The sequence below is a fragment of the Streptomyces sp. NBC_00539 genome, assembly GCF_036346105.1.
Taxonomy (GTDB): Bacteria; Actinomycetota; Actinomycetes; order Streptomycetales; family Streptomycetaceae; genus Streptomyces.
Genome location: NZ_CP107811.1, coordinates 1,014,534 through 1,034,702 on the forward strand (window position 1 = coordinate 1,014,534; position 20,169 = coordinate 1,034,702).

The window sequence follows — 20,169 nt, forward strand, 5'->3', positions numbered from 1 at the left end:
GGGCGGCAGGAACGGGTGCGGGAGCTGCCGCGGGGACTGCCCGCCGGGGGCCCGCGAGGTACTTAGCGTGGAGGCCACGGAGTCCTCTCCGCACCCTTCCCCTCGCCTGGAGGCCCCGCGATGCCCTCGACCGCCCCCACCGCCTCCGCCGTCCTGGACGGCGGGCCGGCGATCACCCCCGCACCCGGTGTGCTCGACCGGATCGCCGCCCAGGACGCCGAGCGCGTCGCGCTGGTGGACGGCGAGCGCCGGCTGACCTACGGGCAGCTCGCCCTCGCGGTGGCCTTCCGCGCAGACGAACTGGCGGGGGCGGGCGCGGGCCCGGGGCGGCTGGTGGCCGTGCACCGGCCCCGGGGCGCCGACGCCGTGGTGGGGCTGCTGGCAGCCCTGCGGACCGGGGCCGCGTACCTGCCCCTGGACCCGGGAGCGCCGGCCGCGCGCAACGCCTCGATCCTCGCCGACTGCGCCGGAGCCGACGTACCGCTGACCGAGGGCGAGTCGGTGCTGCCCGGGCCGGGGGTCTGCCGGGACGCCGCCTACGTGATCTACACCTCGGGCTCCACGGGCACTCCCAACGGCGTCGTGGTCGGCCGGGAGGCGCTGGCCCACTTCGTCGCCGGGGCCACCGCCCAGTACGGCATCACCGCCGGGGACCGGGTCCTGCAGTTCGCGCCGCTGCACTTCGACGCGAGCGTCGAGGAGGTCTTCTTGACCCTCGGCGCCGGCGGCACGCTCGTCCTGCGCGACGAGGACATGCTCGACGTCCCCGGACTGCTGGCCGGCTGCGTGGCGCACGGCATCACCGTCCTCGACCTTCCCACCGCCTACTGGCACGAGCTGGCCCACGCCCTCGCCACGGGCGTCGCCGAACTCCCGCCGACGCTGCGGACGGTGGTCATCGGCGGGGAGGCCGCGCTGCCCGAGCGGGTCGCCCAGTGGTGCCGGGCGGTGGACCCGGACCGGGTGCGGCTGCTGAACACCTACGGCCCCACCGAGGCGACCGTGGTGGCCACCGTGGCCGACCTGTCCCGGCACCCGGGTGGACCGGTACCGATCGGCCTGCCCCTTCCCGGGGTCCGGACGGCGGTGGTCGACGGCGAACTGTGGCTGCTGGGCGGCGGGTTGGCGAGCGGCTACCTGGGCAGGCCCGAGTTGACCGCCACCCGCTTCGCCGCGCTGGAGGGGCAGCGGGCCTACCGGACCGGTGACCTGGTCCACGTGCGCGAGGAGGACGGGCAGCTCGGGTTCCAGGGCCGCGCCGACGACGAGGTGAAGATCAACGGGCACCGGGTGGACCCGGCGTCCGTGGAGTCGGTCCTCACCGGCCACCCCGGCGTGCGCGAGGCGGCCGTCGTCCCCCGGGAAACGCCCGACGGCGTGAAGCGGCTCGTGGCGTTCGTGGTCGCCGACGCCGGGGTGGGCGCCGCCGCGCTGCGCTCCCGCGTACGGGCCGCGCTCCCGGCGGCGGCCGTGCCGAGCGCCGTGCACCTGGTCGACGCGCTGCCCCGGACCTCCTCCGGGAAAATAGACCGCAAGCTGCTCAGGGCACCGGTGGACGACGGCGCCGCCGACCGCGTCTTCGACGGCGTGGTCCTGCCCGCCGAAGACCGGGTGCCGCTCTCCTTCGCCCAGCGCCGCCTGTGGTTCCTGGCCGGTCTGGAGGGGCCGTCGGCCACCTACAACCTGCCGCTCGTCCTGCGGCTGGACGCCGTCCCCGACCGACGGGCACTGGCCGCGGCCCTCGCCGATGTCGTGGAGCGGCACGAGGTGCTGCGCACCGTGTACCCGGCCGTGGACGGCGAGCCCTACCAGCACGTCCTGGCGGCGCCCGAGGTGCCGCTGACGGTTCGGGACTGCACGCCGGAGGAACTGGCCCCCCTGGTCGCCCGCTTCACCGCCGGCACCTTCGACCTCGGCGCCCACCTCCCGCTGCGGGCCCGGCTCTTCCTGCCCGGGGACGGCTCGGCGACCCTGGCACTGCTGACCCACCACATCGCCACCGACGGATGGTCGGTCCCGCCGCTGCTGCGCGACCTCGGGCAGGCCTACCAGGCCCGGCTGGGCGGCGGCACACCCCGGTGGGAGCCGCTGCCGGTGCAGTACGCCGACTACACCTTGTGGCAGCAGGAACTCCTGGCGGACCCGGCGCCGTTGCTGGCCCACTGGCGGGACGCCCTCGACGGGATGCCGGCCGTCCTGGACCTGCCCGCCGACCGGCCCCGGCCCGCCGAGCCGACCGGAGAGGGCGCCACCCTGACCGCCCGGCTGGACGCCGGCGCGCACCGGCGGCTGGCGGCGCTCGCCGAGGACCGCGGGGCCAGCATGCTGATGGCCCTCCAGCCGGCGCTCGCCCTGACCCTGGCCGCCGCAGGGGCCGGTACGGACATCGCCGTCGGCACCCCGGTGGCCGGCCGGGGCGACGAGGCCCTCTCCGATCTGGTCGGCTTCTTCGTCAACACCCTCGTCCTGCGCACCGACGTCGCCGGCGGCGCCTGCTACGCGGAGCTCGTGGACCGGGCGCGCGAGGCGGACCTCGCGGCCTACGCCCACCAGGAACTCCCCTTCGACCTGCTGGTGGAGCACCTCAACCCGGAGCGCGGCCTGGCCGTGAACCCGTTCTTCCAGGTGATGCTGACCGTACAGGAGGAGGGTGACACGGCCCTGGACCTCGGCGGGGGCCTGACCGGCCGCTTCGTCGAACCGGGTCTGGAGGCGGCCAAGTTCGACCTCAGCGCCTCGTGCGTGGAGCTCCCGGACGGCGGCCTGGAGGTGTGGTGGCAGTACGCCGCGGACCTCTTCGACGCCCCGACGGCGCAGCTGCTGCTGGACGTGTTCCTGCGGGCCCTGTCCCGGGCGGCGGACGACCCCCACGGCCCGACCGGTGACGCCGCGCCCCCGCTGCTCACCGAGGAGGAGGCCGCGGCCCTGGCGGAGCGCCGGGAGCGGCTCGCACGGGCCCGCGCCCTGGAGCCGGCGCCCGCGGCCACGGCCGGGGACCCCGCCGTGACGGAGGTGCTCTGCACGCTGTTCGCGGAGGTGATCGGCCTGGGCCGGGTCGCTCCCGACGAGAACTTCTTCTCCGTGGGCGGGCACTCCATGATGGGCGTGCGCCTGGTCAACCGGATCCGGGCCACGCTCGGCGTCGAGGCCCGCATCCGTGACCTCTTCCTCGCCCCGACCCCCGCCGAGCTGGCGGTGCGCCTGTTGCGGGAGGCCGCGCCCGCCGGGCGGCCCGCGCTGGTCCCCGTACCGCCGCAGGAACGGCCCGAGCTGCTCCCGCTGTCGTACGCGCAGCGCCGGCTGTGGTTCGTGGACCAGCTGGAGGGGCCGAGCCGCTCCTACACCATCCCGTTCGCGCTGCGGCTGGAGGGAGCGCCGGATCCGGCGGTGCTGGCCGAGGCCCTCGCCGATGTCGCCGGACGGCACGAGGTGCTGCGCACCGTCTATCCGGCCGTGGACGGTCAGCCGTACCAGCGGATCGTGGAACCGGGCCGGCCCGTACTGGACCTGGTCGCCACCGGGCCGGACGGGCTCGACGCCGCCGTGGACGCCGCCGCCGGCCACGTCTTCGACCTCGCCGCCGAACTCCCCCTCCGGGCCACGCTGATCAGCGCGGAGTCCACTCAGGTGCTGGTGCTGCTCGTCCACCACATCGCGGCCGACGGCTGGTCCACCGGTCCCCTGCTGGCCGACCTGGCGGCCGCCTACGAGGCCCGGCTGGCCGGGGCGGCCCCCGCCTGGCAGCCGCTGCCCGTGCAGTACGCCGACTACACCCTGTGGGAGCGGGCCGCGCTCGACGGGGAGGCCGCTGCCGGGCACCTGGCCTACTGGCAGCAGACCCTCGGCGACGCGCCGCCGGTACTGGAGCTGACCTCCTCCCGTACCCGGCCGGCCGACGCCTCGCACCGCGGCGCGGCGACCCCCCTCGATCTGGACGCCGCGACGCACGCACGGCTGGAGCAGCTCGCCCTGGAGCACGGCACGACGCTGTTCACGGTGGTCCAGGCGGCCTTCGCGGCCCTGCTGACCCGGCACGGGGCGGGCACCGACCTGCCGCTGGGCACGGTGACCGCCGGCCGGGACGACGAGGCGCTCAGCGATCTCGTCGGCTTCTTCGTCAACACCCTGGTCCTGCGCTGCGACACCTCCGGCGACCCGCGTTTCTCGGAGCTGCTGGGCCGGGTCAAGGACACCGACCTCGCGGCCTACGCCCACCAGGACGTGCCCTTCGACCTCGTGGTGGAGCGGCTGAACCCGGTGCGCTCCACCGCCCACCACCCGCTCGTGCAGGCGATCGTCCAGGTCCATCCGGCCGAGCCGCAGACCCCGCCCGGGGCCGCGCTGGCCGGGACCGCGCTGGGCACCGCCTCCGGGTTCACCAAATTCGACCTGACGGTGTCCCTGTGGGAGGTCCGGGACGCCGGCGGGGCTCCGGGTGGTCTGGCCGGCGTACTGGAGTACGCGACGGACCTCTACGACGCGGACACCGCGGCGCTGCTGGCGACCCATCTGGCCCGCATCCTGCGGGCGGTGGCCGAGGAACCCGGGCAGCGGATCGGTGAGATACCGCTCATGAGCGCCGAGGAGGAGTTCCGGCTGGTCACCGAGTACAACGACACGGCGACCCCTCAGGCACCGTGCGGGCTGGTGCACGAGCGGTTCGCGGCGCAGGCCCGGCGGACCCCCGACCGGATCGCGCTCTCGTACGGGGAGGAGACCCTCACCTTCGCCGAGCTGGACTCCCGCGCCAACGCGCTGGCCCACCGGCTGATCGGGGAGGGCGTGGCGCGGGACGGGGCGGTCACCGTCCTGATGGACCGCACGCCGCACCTGCTGGTGGCGGCGCTGGCGGTGCTCAAGTGCGGAGCCGCTTACGTACCGCTGGACCCACGGCTGCCCGACGCGCGCGTCCGCATGATCAGCCAGGACGTGGCGGCGACGGTGCTGCTGACGCAGGAGGTGCACCTGGGCGGGTCGGCGGTGGAGCAGGAACGCGCCGCCGGCGTGCGGGCCCTGGCCGTCGACACCTTCGTCCCCGAGGGGGACACCACCGATCCGGGGATCGCGGTCGGTGAGGACGCCCTGATGTACGTGATGTTCACCTCCGGCTCCACCGGCCGGCCAAAGGGCGTCGGTGTCACCCACCGCAACGTGGTCGAGCTCGTCACCGACCGGTGCTGGAACCTCGCCAACCACCGGCGGATGCTGGTCCATTCGGCGATCGGGTTCGACGCCTCCACCTACGAGCTGTGGGTGCCGCTGCTGGGCGGCGGGCAGCTCGTCATCGCCCCCGGCGACGGTACCGACGTCGCCGAACTCGACCACGCCATCCGCACCCACGACGTCACGGCCGCCTACTTCACGATGGGCCTGTTCCACATCATGGCCGACGAGGGCCTGGACACCCTCAAGCTCCTGCGCGAGGTCTGGACGGGCGGTGACGTGGCCTCTCCCAGCGCCCTCCAGCGGGTGCTGACCCACTGCCCCGAGACCGTGCTCGTGCACTCCTACGGTCCGACGGAGACGACCTTCGCCTCCCACCAGCAGCGCTTCCCCCTCGCGCGGCGCACCCTGCACGGGGTGTACCTCGGGTCGGCGCTCGACAACACCCGCGTCCACGTCCTGGACGAGCGGCTGCGGCCCGTGCCGCCCGGGGTCGCCGGCGAGATGTACATCGCCGGGACCCAGGTGGCCCGCGGCTACATCGGCCGGCCGGGGCTGACGGCGGAACGGTTCGTCGCCGACCCCTTCGGCGCCGACGGCGGCCGGATGTACCGCACCGGAGACCTGGTGCACTGGACGGCGGACGGTGAACTGCGCTTCATCGGGCGGGCCGACGGCCAGATCAAGCTGCGCGGCTTCCGGATCGAACCCGGCGAGATCGAGGAGACCCTGGCCCGGCACCCGGGGATCGGGCAGGTCGCCGTGGTCGTCTTCGAGGAGGGGCCCGGCGGCAAACGGCTCGTGGCCTACGCGGTTCCGCGCGCCGGTCACACCCTCACCGAGGACGGGCTGCTGCGCTGGGCGGCGGAGGAACTCCCCGAGCACATGGTGCCGTCGGCGGCCGTCCTGCTCGACGCCATCCCGCTGACCGTCAACGGCAAACCCGACCGCAAGGCCCTGCCCGCGCCCGCCCCGGCCGCGCGGCCCGGCGGCCGGGCCCCGCGCACCCCGCGCGAGGAGGTCCTGTGCGGACTGTTCGCCGAGGTCCTGGGCGTCGAGGACGTCGGCATCGACGACAACTTCTTCGGCCTGGGCGGGCATTCGCTGCTCGGAGTGCGTCTGGTCAGCCGGATGCGGACCGTGCTGGGACTGGAGCGAGGGGTCCGCGACCTGTTCCGCACCCCGACCGTGGCCGGGCTGCTGGGCGACGAGCCCACCGGCTTCGACCCGATGGGGGTGCTGCTGCCCCTCACCACCCGTGGCTCGCGGGCCCCCCTGTTCTGCATCCACCCCGGTACCGGCGTCGGCTGGCCCTACGCCGGGCTCACCCAACACCTGGGCCCCGACCAGCCGCTGTACGCGATCCAGGCGCGGGCGCTGAGTGAGCTGGGCCACTCCCCCGAGTCGGTGGAGGAGATGGTCGAGGACTACCTGCCGCTGATCCGGGAGGTCCAGCCGCACGGCCCGTACCGCTTCCTCGGCTGGTCCTTCGGCGGAACCGTCGCGCACGCGCTCGCCGTCCGCCTCGCGGAGCTGGGCGAACGCACCGACCTGCTGGCCATGATGGACGTCCACCTGCTGCCCACCGAACCGGTGCGGCGCCGGATGACGCCCGCGCAGAAGCGGGACATGCTCGTCGGCGACGCCACGCACGAGCCGGCGGACGCACCGTTCGACGTCGACGCGCTGATCGGCCTGGTCCGGTTGAAGGACCCGGTGCTAGGCGCCTTCTCCGACGCGGAGATCCGCTCCGTGATCGGCGCCTCCATCAACCACGCCGAAATCATGAACCTGTACGCCCCGCGCCCGGTCGCCACGGACCTGCTCTTCCTGGCGGCCATCGAGGACGGGGAAACGGAAAACACCCTCGCGCAGCACTGGATTCCCTACATCGAGGGCTGCGTGGAGAATCACGTCATCGGGGTTCCGCACACCAGAATGGGTGAACCGGAACCGCTCGCTTTGATCGGCCGTATCCTTTCCGAGAAATTGAGGAGTCTGTCATGACCAACCCGTTCGACGACAACGAGGGCACCTTCAACGTCGTGGTCAACGCCGAGGGCCAGCACGCCCTGTGGCCGGTCTTCGCCGACGTTCCCGCAGGCTGGGACGTGGCGTGGGGCGAGGGGACGCGGGCGGACGCGCTCGCGTACGTGGAGGAGAACTGGACGGACATCCGCCCGAAGAGCCTTCTCGCGCAGTACGCCTAGACAGCTTTGGGTAATCGAGGAGCCGTGTCCCGCACCGCGGGGCGCGGCTTCTCGCGTGCCCGCGTCCGGAATTCGCCCGGAATTCCTCCATACTGCCGCAGGAACTTCCCCTCCACCGGTCGGGCGCTTTCTATATTTCTCGGTATGCGACGACGGAATGTGAACATCCTGCTGACGGGTACGGCGTCCGATTCCCATACCTGGAATCTCGTCTACCTCCAGCTCTTCCTGGAGGAGCTCGGGCACCGGGTCCACAACCTGGGGCCCTGCGTACCGGACGACCTGCTGGCCGGCGTCTGCGCGGACCGTGACCCGGACCTCGTCGTGGTCAGCAGCGTCAACGGGCACGGCTACCGGGACGGGCTCGGCGCCGTCCGGGCCCTGCGGGCCCGCGGACTGACGGTGCCCGTCGTCATCGGCGGAAAGCTCGGCGTGGCCGGCGTGGCCGACCCTCGGCAGCGGGCCCGGCTCCTTGACGCGGGCTTCGACGCCGTCTTCGACGACGGCGACGTGGGGCGGCTGCGCGGCTATCTGGGCGCCGTACCGCAAGCGCACGTACGGGCCGTCGCATGACCGCCGCCACGCTCGCCGCACCGCACGTGGCCGCCCCCTCGCCCGCCGGCGCCGCGGGCTTCGGCGCCTTCGTCGGCGCCTGCGCCGCCGCCGGGCAGCTCGTCGTCCAGCCCCGGATGGGTTTCAGTGATCCGCGCCGGATGCGGGACGGGCTGGAGCGGACCAAGTCGGCCGTCGCCACCACCGTCGGCACCCTCACCATCGACAGCTACACCCGGGTCGGCGCACACGCCGCCGCCCGCGCCGCCCTGGCCGAGGGCACACCGCTCAACGGCTACCCGATCGCCACCCACCCCACCGCGCAGACCCGGTCCCTGCTCGACGGGGTCCTGGACGCCGCGTTCCCCGTCCAGGTCCGGCACGGCTCCTCCCGCCCCGAGGCCATCGTCCGCGCGCTCGTCGCCGCCGGGCTGGACGCCACCGAGGGCGGCCCGGTCTCCTACTGCCTGCCCTACGGCCGGACCCCGCTCGCCGAGTCCGTGGACAACTGGGCCCGCTGCTGCGAACTGCTCGCCGCACTGGCCCCGGCCCCGCGGACGCCGCACCTGGAGAGTTTCGGCGGCTGCATGCTCGGGCAGCTCTGCCCGCCCGGGCTGCTGGTGGCGCTCAGCCTGCTGGAGGGGATGTTCTTCGCGCAGCACGGCATCCGGTCGGTCTCCCTCAGCTACGCGCAGCAGACCGACCCCGCCCAGGACACCGAGGCGGTGCGCGCCCTCGGCCGGCTGGCCGAGGAGTTCCTGCCGCCCGCGGTGGACCGGCACGTGGTCCTGTACTCGTACATGGGGGTGTTCCCGTACACCGCCCGCGGTGCCACCCGGCTGCTGGAGGCCTCCGCCCGGCTGGCCGTGCGCGCGGGGGCCCAGCGCCTGATCGTGAAGACCGCCGCGGAGGCGCACCGGATCCCGACCGTGCAGGAGAACGTACGGGCGCTGGAGACGGCGGCGGCGACCGCCGCGCTGACCGAGCGGCCGGCCCGGACCGGGGACCCGGCGGACAGCGAGGTCTACCGCGAGGCACGGGCCTTCGTGGAGGCCGTGCTGGAGTGCGGCGAGGACCTCGGGCGGTCGCTGCGGACCGCCTTCGCGCGCGGCGTGCTGGACGTCCCGTACTGCCTGCACCCGGACAACGCGGGCCGCTCGCGCAGCTTCGTCGGCCCCGACGGGCGGCTGCGGTGGTCGGAGGTCGGCGCGATGCCGGTCGCACCGTACCGCGGGACCGGCGGCCGCACACCGATGACCTCGGACGGGCTGCTCGCGGCCCTCCACGGCCTGGCCCGGCGCTACGACGAGGGCGGGGCAGCCGCGTGAACCGGCCCGCGCAAGGCCCCTTCCCGCCCCCCGACATCCCCACGCACCCGATTTCGACAGGAGTCGACATGGACATCCAGACCCCTCCCCCGCTCGGTGAGCACCTGCGCTCGCCACGGCTGCGCTCCGCGATGCTGGTGCAGCAGGAAGCGATGTACGCGGCGCGCGAGTTCCTGCGCGGCGCGGGCTTCGTGGAACTGCTGCCGCCGCTGGTCGGTCCGGTCACCGACCCCGGCGGCCGGGGCGCCAAGGCCCTGGACGTCGACTACTACGGCGAGCCGTACAAGCTGATGACCAGCGCGATCCTCTACAAGCAGGCTTCGCTGGGCGGGTTCCCGCGCCTGTTCTACATCGCACCGAACGTCCGCGTGGAGCCGCCGGAGACGGCCGCCACCGGCCGGCACCTGGTGGAGTTCCACCAGATCGACGTGGAGATGGCCGGCGCCACGCGCCACCAGGTCCAGGAGATCGCCGCCGGGCTGCTGACGCACGTGGTGGACCACGTGTGGACGGCGGTACCGGACGTGCTGCGCGCACTGGGCCGCGAGGAGCTGGACTTCGCCGAGCTCCGGCAGGGCAAGTTCGACTCCTGCACCCACGAGGAGGCGGTGACCCGCCTGCTCGGCCGCGGCCACCCGCAGAGTCCTGACGCGGAGATCGACTGGGCGGGCGAGAAGGTGCTCTCCCTGGAGGCCGACCGGCCGTTCTTCATCAACGACTACCCCAAGGGCTCGCGCGGCTTCTACGACCGCGAGGACCCCGAACGTCCGGGCGTGCTGCGCAACTTCGACCTGATCGCGCACGGCGGATACGGCGAACTGGTCAGCGGCAGCGAGCGGGAGTCCGACTACGCGGCGATCGTCACGCGGATGCGGGAGAGCGGGGAGAACCCGGCGAAGTACGCCTGGTACCTGGAACTCGCCCGCGAGGGCATCGAGGCCAGCGCCGGCTTCGGCATGGGCCTGCAGCGCCTGGTCCGCTTCCTGACCGGGCTCGACGCCCTGTGGCAGGTCAGCGCCTACCCGAAGCTGCCGGGGGTGATCGCGCCGTGAGCGGGGCACTGGGCGCGGCGGGCTTCCCCGAGCAGGCGGTACGGGCCCGGGCCCGGACGGGCACGGCCGAGGTGTTCCCGGCCGCGGACTCCTACGGCACGCAGCTGTACGGAGCCACCGCGCAGGGAGCACCGGACCCGCTGGACCCGCTCGACGAACTGCGTCTCGTACCGCCGGTGTTCATGCCGCGGCGGCTGGAGAAACTGATCGAACTGGGACGGGAGCCCTCGTACGAGGACGTGGACCTGCGCACGACCGTCGGTGGTTTCACCGCGGAACTGCCGCTCTACCTGTCGGCGTTCGGATCCACCCGGGCGGGCAGCGGAGACCTCGGGGTGGCGGCGGGCCGGCAGGCGGCGCAGCTCGGCATACCGATGGTGATCGGCGAGAACATGGTGCCGGTGCACGGGTACTCCCGCGGCGGCGACGGCATGCGCTCGGCGCTGCTGGAGCGGATCTCGGCCTACGCACAGAGCGTCGCGGACGGCGTCGGCGGCGTGGTGGTGCAGCAGTCCACCGAGGACGCCGACTCGGAGGTGTGGAACCTCCTCTACAGTGACCCCGGCACGCGGGCGCTGCGGGATTCCGGCCGCCTCGGCTTCGAACTGAAGGTGGGCCAGGGCGCGAAGCCGGGCCTCGGCGGGATGACGGTGGTCGGCGCCGGCGAAGGCGAGCGGCTGGCCGGGCAGTTCACGGTACGGGACCTGCTGGGCGAGCGCGGGCGGCTGCTGCGGTGCGCGACCCCGGGGACCTTCACCGAGGAGATCGTCCGCCAGCAGCTGCGGTTCATGCGGAACAACTTCCCGCTGGCCCGGACCTGGGTGAAGTTCCATCCCGGCCGGGACATCGGGCGGGCCGCGGCCACCGCCTGGGCGGCGGGCGCCGACGCGGTGACGGTGGACGGCGCCGAGGGCGGCACCGGCTGGGCCCCCAGGGTCTTCCTCGACCAGGTCGGCCTGCCGCTCGGGGAATGCCTGCGCCGGATCGGCCCCCCGGCCGGGGACCTGCTCGCCACGGGCCGGATCTGGGAAGGCGGCCGGGCGGTGCGGGCGCTCGCGCTCGGGGCGACGGCCGTGGGCCTGGGCCGGGCGGCGCTGCTCGCGGTGGACGAGGACCCGCGGGAAGGACTGGTGCGGCTGGCGCGGGCGCTGGCGCTGGAGACCCGGCTGCTGGTGAGCGCCGTCGGCAAGTACCGGGTCGCCGACCTGGGCCCGGAGGACCTGTGGTCACCGGGCACCGCGGGACCGGACGCCCCTGGACGGGAAACGCCGCGGTCCGTGCCGGCCGGGGAGCGGTCGTGACGGCCCGTCCCGTGTCCGCCCGTCGGCCCGGGCGGTTGCGGGCCTGCCGCCGGGGGGCGGGCGGGAGCCGGCCGTACGGGCGGCGGCCGCGCCCGGTGCGGGCGCGGTTCCGGCTCTCCGAATTCCCCGGGGTCACGGCCGCACCCGCCTGCGCCGCCGGCGCCGCCGCCGCTTCGCGGGCGCTGGCCCGGGCCGGGCTCGGCCACCTGGGCGGCCACCTCGCCCTGCGCGGCCCTGCCGGGGCCCGCGCGGCGGACCTGGCCAGGGCGGCGGAAGGCGCCGTGGCCGCCGCCCTGCGGCGCGCCCGCTGACCCGGGCCCCCGCCCCCCGCACGTCGTCCCGTACCGCAGTCCCCTACCGCTCACCCGCCCCTCACTCAGAACAGGTTCACCATGAAAACCCCCGTACAGACGCCCGCCGCGGCACCCACGGTCCAATGGGGCCGCGTGAGCTCCCTGGTCGGTGGCCAGGCCGCCGTCCAGCTCGGCAGCTTCGCCCTGCTCATCGCCATGAACTGGACCGCCGTCCAGCTCGGCGGCACCGGCGCGGTCACCTTGCTGACCCTGGCCGCCACCGTCCCCCGGGCCCTGATGTTGATCTTCGGCGGGGCGGTGGCCGACACCCTCGGCCCGCGCTTCGTCCTGCTGAGGACCACCTCCGCCCGCGTCGCGGTGCTCGGCGCCGGGGCGGTGGTCACCGCGACCACCCACCAGTTGTGGCCCCTGGTGGTGATCGCCCTCGTCGAGGGGATCCTGCTGGGCCTCGCCGGTCCGGCCTCCGGGGTGCTGCTGCCGATGTTCGCCCGCGGTGACCAGCTGGCGCGGGCCAACTCCCTCTACTCCATGGTGCTGCGGGTCGCGCCGATCCTGGGGGCCCCGGCCGGCGCGTTCCTGATCACCGTCGGGGAACTGTGGCTGGCGATGCTCGTCGGGGCGGTCACCGGTGCGATCTGGCTCGGCTGCCTGCTGCACGTCACGCACGGCTTCGTCCGGCCCGCGCCCGAGCCCGGCATCTCCCTGGTCAAGCGCTCCGGGGACGGTTTCCGGCTGCTGGCCCGCCACCCCCGGCTGCGCTGGATGTTCGTGGCCGCGCTGTGCCTGGACATGGCGTTCAGCTGGCCGGCCGAGGTCGCGCTGCCGCTGCTGGTCTCCGAACGCGGCTGGGGGGTCGGCGCGGTGGGCGTGGTCCTGGCGGCGTTCAGCGTGGGCGCCCTCGGCTCCAGCGCGGTCGGCGCGGCCATGGCACACCGGATCCCGATGTTCGTACGGCTCGTCGTCACCGGCGCGGGACTGGCCGCCGGGATCCTGGTGATGGCCCTGATGCCGTCCGTGGTCTCCCTCACCGCGGTCGCCGCCGGGGTCGGTCTGCTGTCCGGGCTGAACGGGCCGGCCATCGTCACGCTGTACCAGCAGTCGGCCCCCGAGGAGCGGATGGGCGCCGCGATGTCGACGCTCTCCCTCGCCGGGATCGGCACCGCCCCGATCTCCATCGCCGTGTTCAGCTCGCTGTCCCTGGCCCTCGGCGTGCAGACCACCTGGCTGCTGTGCGGAGCCATCGCATTCGTATCGCCGCTCGCGGCCGTCCTGGCGCTGCGGCACCCCGCGAAGGAAGAGGAGCCCGCCCTGGTGGAGCTCCCCGTCCCCGCGGCCGCATAGGGGAGGTGGCGGCGATGAGTGCGCTGGAACCGGGCACTGCCCGACTTCTCGTACCGACCCCGCTGTCGGGCCCCGGGCCGGGACCGGCCGAGGCCGTCCTGGTGGCGGCGAGTCCGCAGCTGTGGCTCGTGGACACCACCGCCTACCGTGTGCACGCGGCCCGGCACGCGCCCGGCACCCTGGACGCCCAGGAGCTGGCGCGCGCGGCCGAGTTCGTCCGGGCGGCGGACCGCGACAGCTACGTCTGCGCCCACGTGGCGCTGCGCCGGCTGCTCGGCGCCTACCTGGGCATGCCGGCGCGGGAGGTGATCGTGGAGCGGGCGCCCTGCACGCACTGCGACGAGCCGCACGGACGGCCGGTGCTGCCGGGCGGGGCCCTGCACTTCTCCCTCTCGCACTGCACGGGGATCAGCCTGCTGGCCTTCGCCACCGCACCGGTCGGGGTGGACGTGGAGGAGCTGGTGCTGCCGCAGTCGATCGCGGAGACGGCCGACGTCCTGCACCCCAGGGAGGCGGCCGAGCTGGCCGCCCTCCCGGCGGGCGACCGCTCGCTCGCCTTCACCCGGGTGTGGACCCGCAAGGAGGCCTACCTCAAGGGGCTCGGGGTGGGTCTGTCGGAGAACCCCGCGGCCGACTACGTGGGCACGGGCCACGTCCCCGCCCGCCTGCCGGGGTGGACCCTGACCGACGCCCTGGTCCCGGAGGGCCACTGCGCGGCGGTGGCCCTGCGCGACCCGTGACGGCCACCGGCCCTGTCGGAGCGGCTGGTTACCCTGCACGGATGACCACGACGGCCGCAGTTTCCCCCCCCCGCCCTCGCCGAGGTGGCGGTGACGGAGTTCGACCGCGACGGGGGCAACGGGATCGAGTTCGAGCCCTACGCCGCCTTCGCGTCGGCCGAGGACACCACCGACTGGCTGCGGAGCTGGACGGGCAACCCCGCCCTGGACGGCGGCGCGTACCGCGTCTTCGGCCAGGACGGTACGGGCGGGCTCGCCGCCCTGTGGCGCGTGCGGTCCGGGCGCCCCCTCGTCGAGCAGCCCGTGGTGTTCATGGGGTCGGAGGGGGCCTGCGGTGTCGTGGCCGGTGACCTGTCCGACTTCCTGTGGGTCCTGGCGGACGGCATCGGGCCGATGGAGGCGGTGGAGTACGACGATCCCTCGGGCCGTCCGGACCCGGTCCTGACCTCGCTCGCCGAGCGGCACGCGACCACGCCGCGCCGCCCGGCCCGTGAGATCGCGCGCGGCGCGCGGGCCGAGTTCCCGGCGTACGTCCGGGACATCGAGGACCTCTGCCGCTGAGCGGGCCGGCGGTCCTGGGGTGGCCCGCGATCCCGGGGCGGGCCGGCGATCCCGGGGCGGGCCGGCGATCCCGGGGCGGGCGTGTCCGGTGGGTCGGTGAATCGTTTTCGCAGGCATGACGACGACGCATTCCACGCTCACCACCTCGGCACGGCACCGGGCTGCGGACGACGGCGTCCGCAGCCTGTTCGTGCCCCGCCAGCCCTCCCACGCCGCCGGGTCCGCACCGCTGTTCGATGAACTCGCCCGGGAGTGGGCGGCGCGCGGGGCCACCGTGCCCAACCGGCCGGATCCCACGTGGCTGCGGCTGGTGTCCTGGGAGCACTTCCAGCGGGAGACCGCGGCCACGGTCCGCGACCTGCACCTGCGCGGCCCCGAGCCGGCGCCGGAGCCCGCCGCCGCGGACGGCCGCCCCCGTTGGCGGCGTGCGTGAGGGCGGTCCGACCGGCGGTCGGACGCCGCCTCACTCCTCGGTGGTGACGGTGAGCTTCCCCCGTACGTGACCGGCGGTGGAGTCGGCGTAGACCTCGCCCATGGCGGAGAACGGATACGTGGTCGTCTCGGCGACCCGGAGCCGGCCGGAGGTCACGAGCCGGGCGAGTTCCTCCATGTCCGAGACGGTGGCGTCGTAGTTGAAGTTGACGGCGCGCACGCCCCGGGCGGCCAGGGCGTCGGGGTCGGCGGCGAAGAGCGTACTGGCCAGCCGGCCGCCGTCGCGCAGCAGCGGGGCGATCCGGCCGGCCACGAGGTCCCGGCCGTCCACCAGGTCGAGTGCGGCGTCGACACCGTCGGGGTGACCCGCGCGGACGGCGTCGGCGACATCGGCGGTGCGGTAGTCGACCACCTCGGCGGCGCCGAGGGCGCGGACGTAGTCGTGGTCCTGGCCGGCGGCGACCGCGACCACCCGCGCCCCACGGGCCGCGGCCAGCTGCACGACGTAGGAGCCGACACCGCCGGCCGCCCCGACCACGAGCAGGGATTCACCCTCCCGGGGGTCCAGCCAGCGGGTGAGGGCGAGCGCGGTCCCGCCGGTCATGGGGAGCGCCGCCGCCGAGAGGGCGTCCAGCTCCTCGGGGCGCTCCGCCAGCGCGGCGCTCTCCAGCGAAGCGGTCATGTACGGGGCGTAGGAGCCGTACGGGTGCGCGGCGATGGTCGCGGGTCGGCGCATGCCGAAGACCTCCGCGCCGACCTGGAACGGGGCGCCCTCACCGGCGGCGGTCACCTGGCCGGCCACGTCGAAGCCGAGGACCAGGGGGAAGGTGAAGGTGACGTCCGGGCGGGCGAGCTGCCCCGCGGCGATCTTCCAGTCGATGGGGTTGACCGAAGCGGCCCGCACCTTGATCAGCACCTCGCCGGGGCCCGGCTCCGGAGCGGGCAGCTCCCGCAGGGCGGGCGGCTCACCGAAGGCTTCGACGGCGAATGCGTACATGAGGGGTTCCTCCCGGGTGGGGACGCCACGGCGGACGGCCCGGCCGCCCGCGCCAAGACCCCTTCCACCCCGGGCGCGCACGCACCCGTCCGACGCCGTCCGGGTCACCCGCCCGGCCCCGTCACCGTCCCCCGTCCCCGTTGCGCCGCCTCCGTGGAGCCGTGCCGCCCCGGGCGGGGCGGCACGGCCCGTGACGGTCGTCAGGCGAGGGCCGCGGCGTCGAGCCTGCCCGCCTTCGCGTCCTCGATCAGGGAGCCGAACTGGTCCGCGCTCATCTCCACGCGCTGACCGAAGTCGTCGGTGATGACGATGCGCCGCTCGGCGGGCGCGGACTCGTCGACGAACAACTGCGGGCAGCCGCAGTCACACTTGCCGCAGAACGTCGCCACGGGTTCCAGCGAGCTGAAATCGGTCACTATGCCCTTCCTCTCACGTCCCGTCCGCGGATCGGCCTCCCGCCCCCGGACGTAAGGGACATGCCCCCGCGGCGGCGTGCGCAAGCGCCACGGAGGCCCTGGGCGCACCCGGCGGTCCCCGGCCGGTTCCTCAGTCGCCGACGTGGATGCCCGGACGCCGCTCCGGACGCGGCTCGTGCTTGCGGATGATCTCGCGGGTGACGGGGGCGGTGTCACCCCGGCCGAGCAGGAAGTAGCGGAACATGTGCCGCAGCGGGCTGCCCTCCGCCCAGGCGAAGTAGCAGTGCGGCCTGACTCCTGTGGTGTCGCGCAGGGCGAGGAGGATCGCCGCGATCGCGTTCGGCGCGGCCGGCGCCTCGGCGCGCAGGATGCGGTAGCCGTCGACGTCGACACCGCGGACGGTGAGGGTCTCGCTGAAATCGGAGGGGTCCACGACGTCGATCTCCAGGAAGATGACGTCGGCCGGTCCGGGGACCGGGTTGGTTCCGCGCTGTTCGTGTTCCTTGCCGGCGTACTCCGCCCCGTCCCCCGCCTCGCGGCGGTTGGCGATGATGTTGATGGCGTTGTCGTGGGCGAGGGTGTCGGTGACGAACCGGCGCGCCGCTTCGTCGAAGACGATGCGGTCGGCCCGCAGTTCGGTGGTGCGCGAGACGCGGGAGATCAGGGACACGACGATGATGCCGGCGATGAACATCCCCGAGATGGTGATGCCGTCGGGCTTGTCGACGATGTTGGCGACCAGCGCGTAGAGCAGGACCGCCGTCAGGACCGCGAAGCCCGCGGTCGTGGCGCGTTGGCGGCGGCGCAGGGCCGAGACGGTGACGGCGAAGGCGCCGGAGACCATCATGGCGAGGATGCCGGTGGCGTACGCACCGGCCTGGGCGTTGACGTCGGCGTCGAAGGCGATGGTGATGCCGACGCACAGGACGGTGTAGACGAGCACCACGGGCCGCACCGCGCGTCCCCATTCGGGGGCCATCCCGTAGTCGGGGAGGTAGCGGGGCACGATGTTGATCAGGCCCGCCATGGCCGAGGCGCCCGCGAACCACAGGATCAAGATGGTGCTGATGTCGTAGACGGTGCCGAAGGCCTCGCCGACGTGTTCGTGGGCGAGCCAGGCCAGCGCGCGGCCGTTCGCCGCGCCGCCGGCCTCGAACTCCGCGTGCGGGATGAGGACCGTGGTGACGAAACTCGCGGCCAGCAGGTAGACGCTCATCACGAGCGCGGCGGTGGTCAGGAGCTTGCGGGTGTTGCGGATCCGGGACTCCAGGCGCTCCGCCGGGTCGGCGCCCTCGGCGGCGACGAGCGGCATCATGCTCACCCCGGTCTCGAATCCGGACAGGCCGAGGACGAGCAGGGGGAACGCCAGCAGTGCCGGGCCGGCCAGGTCGCCGAAGCCGCCTCCGCCCGCGACGAGGGCGTCCGTCCACGCGGACCAGGCTCCGGGGGTGGTGAACACGTCGAACGCGCCGACGCCGATGGTCACCGCGTTGAGGAGCAGGAAGACGGCGACCAGCGGGATGGCCACGCTGACCGCTTCGCTGAAGCCGAGCAGGAACACGCCGCCGAGCAGCAGCAGCATGGCGACCGTGATGGCCACCTCGTGGCCGTGCAGGGCCTGCGGGAAGAACGGGTTCTCGACGACGTGCACGGAGGCGTCCGCCGCCGACAGGGTGATGGTGATGACCCACGAGGTCGCGACGAAGCCCAGCAGGACCAGGACGAACAGCTTGCCCCGCCAGAAGGGCAGCAGGTCCTCCAGCATGGCCACCGAGCCTGCGCCGTGCGGGCTCTCGCGCGTCACCCGCCGGTACATCGGCAGCATGCCGAGGAGGGTCAGCGCGACGATCACCAGCGTGGCCAGCGGGGAGACGGCGCCGGCCGCGAGCGCGGCGATCGCCGGCACGTAGGCCAGGCTGGAGAAGTAGTCGACGCCGGTCAGGCACATCACCTTCCACCAGGCGTGCGGCTCGTTGTGCCCCTCGCCGGCCGCCGGCCCGACCGGCTGGACCCGGTGGCGCAGCAGCCACCGCCCCAGGCCTCCGCTCGGCTGTGACCGCAGAGCAGGGCTGTCCACCGCTTCCGGCACGGCCAGTTCGTTCGTGTCCTTCATGTCCCCCATCAACCTTCCGGCCCGGAGCGCCGGGCATGGCCGCCGTCGCGGCCATACCCGCGGCGACGATCACCGAGTATGCGGCCTGCCGCCCGCGACTCCCCGACCGGGGGCCGTGGCGCCCCCTCGGGGCCGGGCCGTCCGCGCGCGCCCCCTCGGGGCCGGGGCCGTCGGCGCACGCGCCCCTGCCGGACGCTCCTCGTTTCCGGCAGGGGCGCGCGGGCTCAGGAGGCCGCCGCCGCCTTGCGGGCGATCCAGCCGAAGAAGGCGTCCGCGACTCGGGTGCGCTCGGGTTCGGGCATCATCGTGAAGCCGCCGTGCGCGGTGCTCCATTCGTTCAGCACCGGGCCCTCGTCGGTCATCAGCCAGTCGACGCACATCCACTCGGCGGCGAGGCTGCGGGCGATGCGTTCGCAGTGCTCGGCGACCAGTTCGTGGTCCTCGTTCACCTCGATGGAACCGCCCTGGCTGACGCTGGCGAGGTAGCCGTCCTTGCGCGGTCGCCTGGTCAGCGAGCAGACGACCTTGCCGTCGGCCACGTAGACCCGCATGTCGCCGTGGTGGGCGAGGTAGGGCTGGATGACGTACCCGGCGTCGCTCTGGGCGACGATGTCGATGGCCGCCGCGAGCTGTTGGTCGGAGTCCGCGCGCAGGACGCCGGTGCCGCCGGACAGTTCACGGGGCTTGACCACGAACCGCCCCGTCCCGAGGGCCTGCCGGGCCTCCTCTATGGCGCGCCGGGCGTACTTGCCGGGTGGCACGCCCACCGTGGCGATGGTCGGGACGCCGAGCGCGGCCGCGTGCTGGATCAGCGCGAGCTTGTCGCGCTCCAGGTAGTCGGGGCCGGTGAAGGACCGGTTCAGCAGCACGGAATCGCTGGCCGCGATGGTGCGGTAGATCGCCCGGAGCGCGTGCGTGCCCTGGGAGTCGGTGCTCATGTCCTCGACGATGTAGCACTGCCGCTGTTCCAGCAGGTCCTTCCCGCGGTGGCGCAGCGCGGGCTTGCCGACGCACGACGGGATCAGCTCCGTCGCGCTGATCACCCGGAAGTCGAAGCCGCGGGGTGCCCCCAGCGCCGAGTACCTGCGGGTGATGCTCTCCTCGAACCCGTCCACCTCTCCGGGGTCGTAGTCCTCCGAGTGGTAGATCCAGGTGATCAGCTGGTTCTCGCTCATCCTCTTCACGCTTCCTGGTCGTCGTCAGCGGGTGAGCTGGTCGCCGCGCTCCAGGCCGTATCCGGCCGGGACGTCCGCGGGGTCGGTGCCCTCGGTGAGCACCTTGTTGTCGTGGTCCACGAAGACCACGCGCGGCTTGAGCTCGCGGGCCTCTTCGTCGGTGACGGAGGCGTAGGCGATCAGGATGACCAGGTCGCCGGGGCTGATGAGGCGGGCCGCGGCGCCGTTGATGCCGATCACGCCCGAGTCGCGGGGGCCCTCGATGACGTAGGTGGAGAGGCGGGCGCCGTTGTCGATGTCGACGATGTCGACCCTCTCCCCCGGCAGCAGGTCCGCCGCCTCCAGCAGGTCGGCGCTGACGGTCACCGAGCCGACGTAGTGCAGGTCGGCCTGGGTGACGGTGGCGCGGTGGATCTTGGACTTCATCATGGTGCGGTACACGGGGTGTCTCCTTGGGGTGCGGGGGGTCGGGGT

Annotated in this window: 16 protein-coding genes; 11 read left to right on the forward strand and 5 right to left on the reverse strand. The window is 74.0% G+C overall.

The features are described 5' to 3' along the window. Positions 1-120: 120 nt before the first annotated feature. From OG861_RS04585 to OG861_RS04635, 11 genes are all read left to right on the forward strand, one after another. Positions 121-7,170, forward strand: coding sequence for an amino acid adenylation domain-containing protein (locus tag OG861_RS04585; protein WP_330261291.1), 7,050 nt, complete (start codon positions 121-123; stop codon positions 7,168-7,170). Next, entirely contained in the window at positions 7,167-7,373 is a 207-nt protein-coding gene (locus tag OG861_RS04590) for an MbtH family protein (protein WP_330261292.1), read from the forward strand. The genes OG861_RS04585 and OG861_RS04590 overlap by 4 nt, the downstream gene beginning before the upstream one ends. Positions 7,374-7,517: 144 nt before the next feature. Beyond that, positions 7,518-7,946, forward strand: a complete 429-nt coding sequence (locus OG861_RS04595; RefSeq protein WP_329200246.1) for a cobalamin B12-binding domain-containing protein — start codon at positions 7,518-7,520, stop codon at positions 7,944-7,946. Continuing rightward, positions 7,943-9,253, forward strand: a complete 1,311-nt coding sequence (locus tag OG861_RS04600) for a methylaspartate mutase (RefSeq protein WP_330261293.1) — start codon at positions 7,943-7,945, stop codon at positions 9,251-9,253. The genes OG861_RS04595 and OG861_RS04600 overlap by 4 nt, the downstream gene beginning before the upstream one ends. 68 nt (positions 9,254-9,321) lie before the next feature. Next, complete coding sequence (locus OG861_RS04605) at positions 9,322-10,305, forward strand: asparagine synthetase A (RefSeq protein WP_329200242.1); 984 nt, start codon at positions 9,322-9,324, stop codon at positions 10,303-10,305. After that, the gene (locus tag OG861_RS04610) at positions 10,302-11,606 is read left to right on the forward strand and encodes a glutamate synthase-related protein (protein ID WP_330261294.1); all 1,305 of its coding nucleotides are present in this window, start codon (positions 10,302-10,304) and stop codon (positions 11,604-11,606) included. The genes OG861_RS04605 and OG861_RS04610 overlap by 4 nt, the downstream gene beginning before the upstream one ends. Further along, positions 11,603-11,917: a hypothetical protein gene (locus tag OG861_RS04615; RefSeq protein ID WP_329200238.1), complete on the forward strand. Its 315-nt coding sequence runs from the start codon at positions 11,603-11,605 to the stop codon at positions 11,915-11,917. Before OG861_RS04610 ends, OG861_RS04615 begins: the two co-directional genes overlap by 4 nt. A 135-nt stretch (positions 11,918-12,052) precedes the next feature. Next, positions 12,053-13,261 carry an MFS transporter gene (locus OG861_RS04620; RefSeq protein WP_329200237.1) on the forward strand — a complete coding sequence of 403 codons (1,209 nt, stop codon included), beginning with the start codon at positions 12,053-12,055 and terminating at the stop codon, positions 13,259-13,261. 14 nt (positions 13,262-13,275) lie between these two features. Next, positions 13,276-14,001, forward strand: a complete 726-nt coding sequence (locus OG861_RS04625) for a 4'-phosphopantetheinyl transferase family protein (RefSeq protein WP_330261295.1) — start codon at positions 13,276-13,278, stop codon at positions 13,999-14,001. Between the two features lie 84 nt (positions 14,002-14,085). After that, complete coding sequence (locus OG861_RS04630) at positions 14,086-14,562, forward strand: SMI1/KNR4 family protein (RefSeq protein WP_330261296.1); 477 nt, start codon at positions 14,086-14,088, stop codon at positions 14,560-14,562. Between the two features lie 115 nt (positions 14,563-14,677). After that, positions 14,678-14,995: a hypothetical protein gene (locus OG861_RS04635; RefSeq protein WP_329200232.1), complete on the forward strand. Its 318-nt coding sequence runs from the start codon at positions 14,678-14,680 to the stop codon at positions 14,993-14,995. Between the two features lie 30 nt (positions 14,996-15,025). Here OG861_RS04635 and OG861_RS04640 read toward each other — a convergent pair whose 3' ends face one another. From OG861_RS04640 to panD, 5 genes are all read right to left on the reverse strand, one after another. After that, positions 15,026-15,991, reverse strand: coding sequence for an NADP-dependent oxidoreductase (locus OG861_RS04640; protein WP_330261297.1), 966 nt, complete (start codon positions 15,989-15,991; stop codon positions 15,026-15,028). Positions 15,992-16,191: 200 nt separating this feature from the next. Beyond that, on the reverse strand, positions 16,192-16,407 hold the full coding sequence (locus OG861_RS04645) for a hypothetical protein (protein ID WP_329200229.1): 216 nt from the start codon (positions 16,405-16,407) through the stop codon (positions 16,192-16,194). A 130-nt stretch (positions 16,408-16,537) separates the two neighbouring features. Then, positions 16,538-18,520, reverse strand: a complete 1,983-nt coding sequence (locus OG861_RS04650) for an amino acid transporter (RefSeq protein ID WP_330261298.1) — start codon at positions 18,518-18,520, stop codon at positions 16,538-16,540. Positions 18,521-18,744: 224 nt separating this feature from the next. Next, the gene (locus tag OG861_RS04655; protein WP_330261299.1) at positions 18,745-19,695 is read right to left on the reverse strand and encodes an ATP-grasp domain-containing protein; all 951 of its coding nucleotides are present in this window, start codon (positions 19,693-19,695) and stop codon (positions 18,745-18,747) included. Between the two features lie 24 nt (positions 19,696-19,719). After that, positions 19,720-20,136 carry an aspartate 1-decarboxylase gene (panD, locus tag OG861_RS04660; protein WP_329200224.1) on the reverse strand — a complete coding sequence of 139 codons (417 nt, stop codon included), beginning with the start codon at positions 20,134-20,136 and terminating at the stop codon, positions 19,720-19,722. Positions 20,137-20,169: the final 33 nt, after the last annotated feature.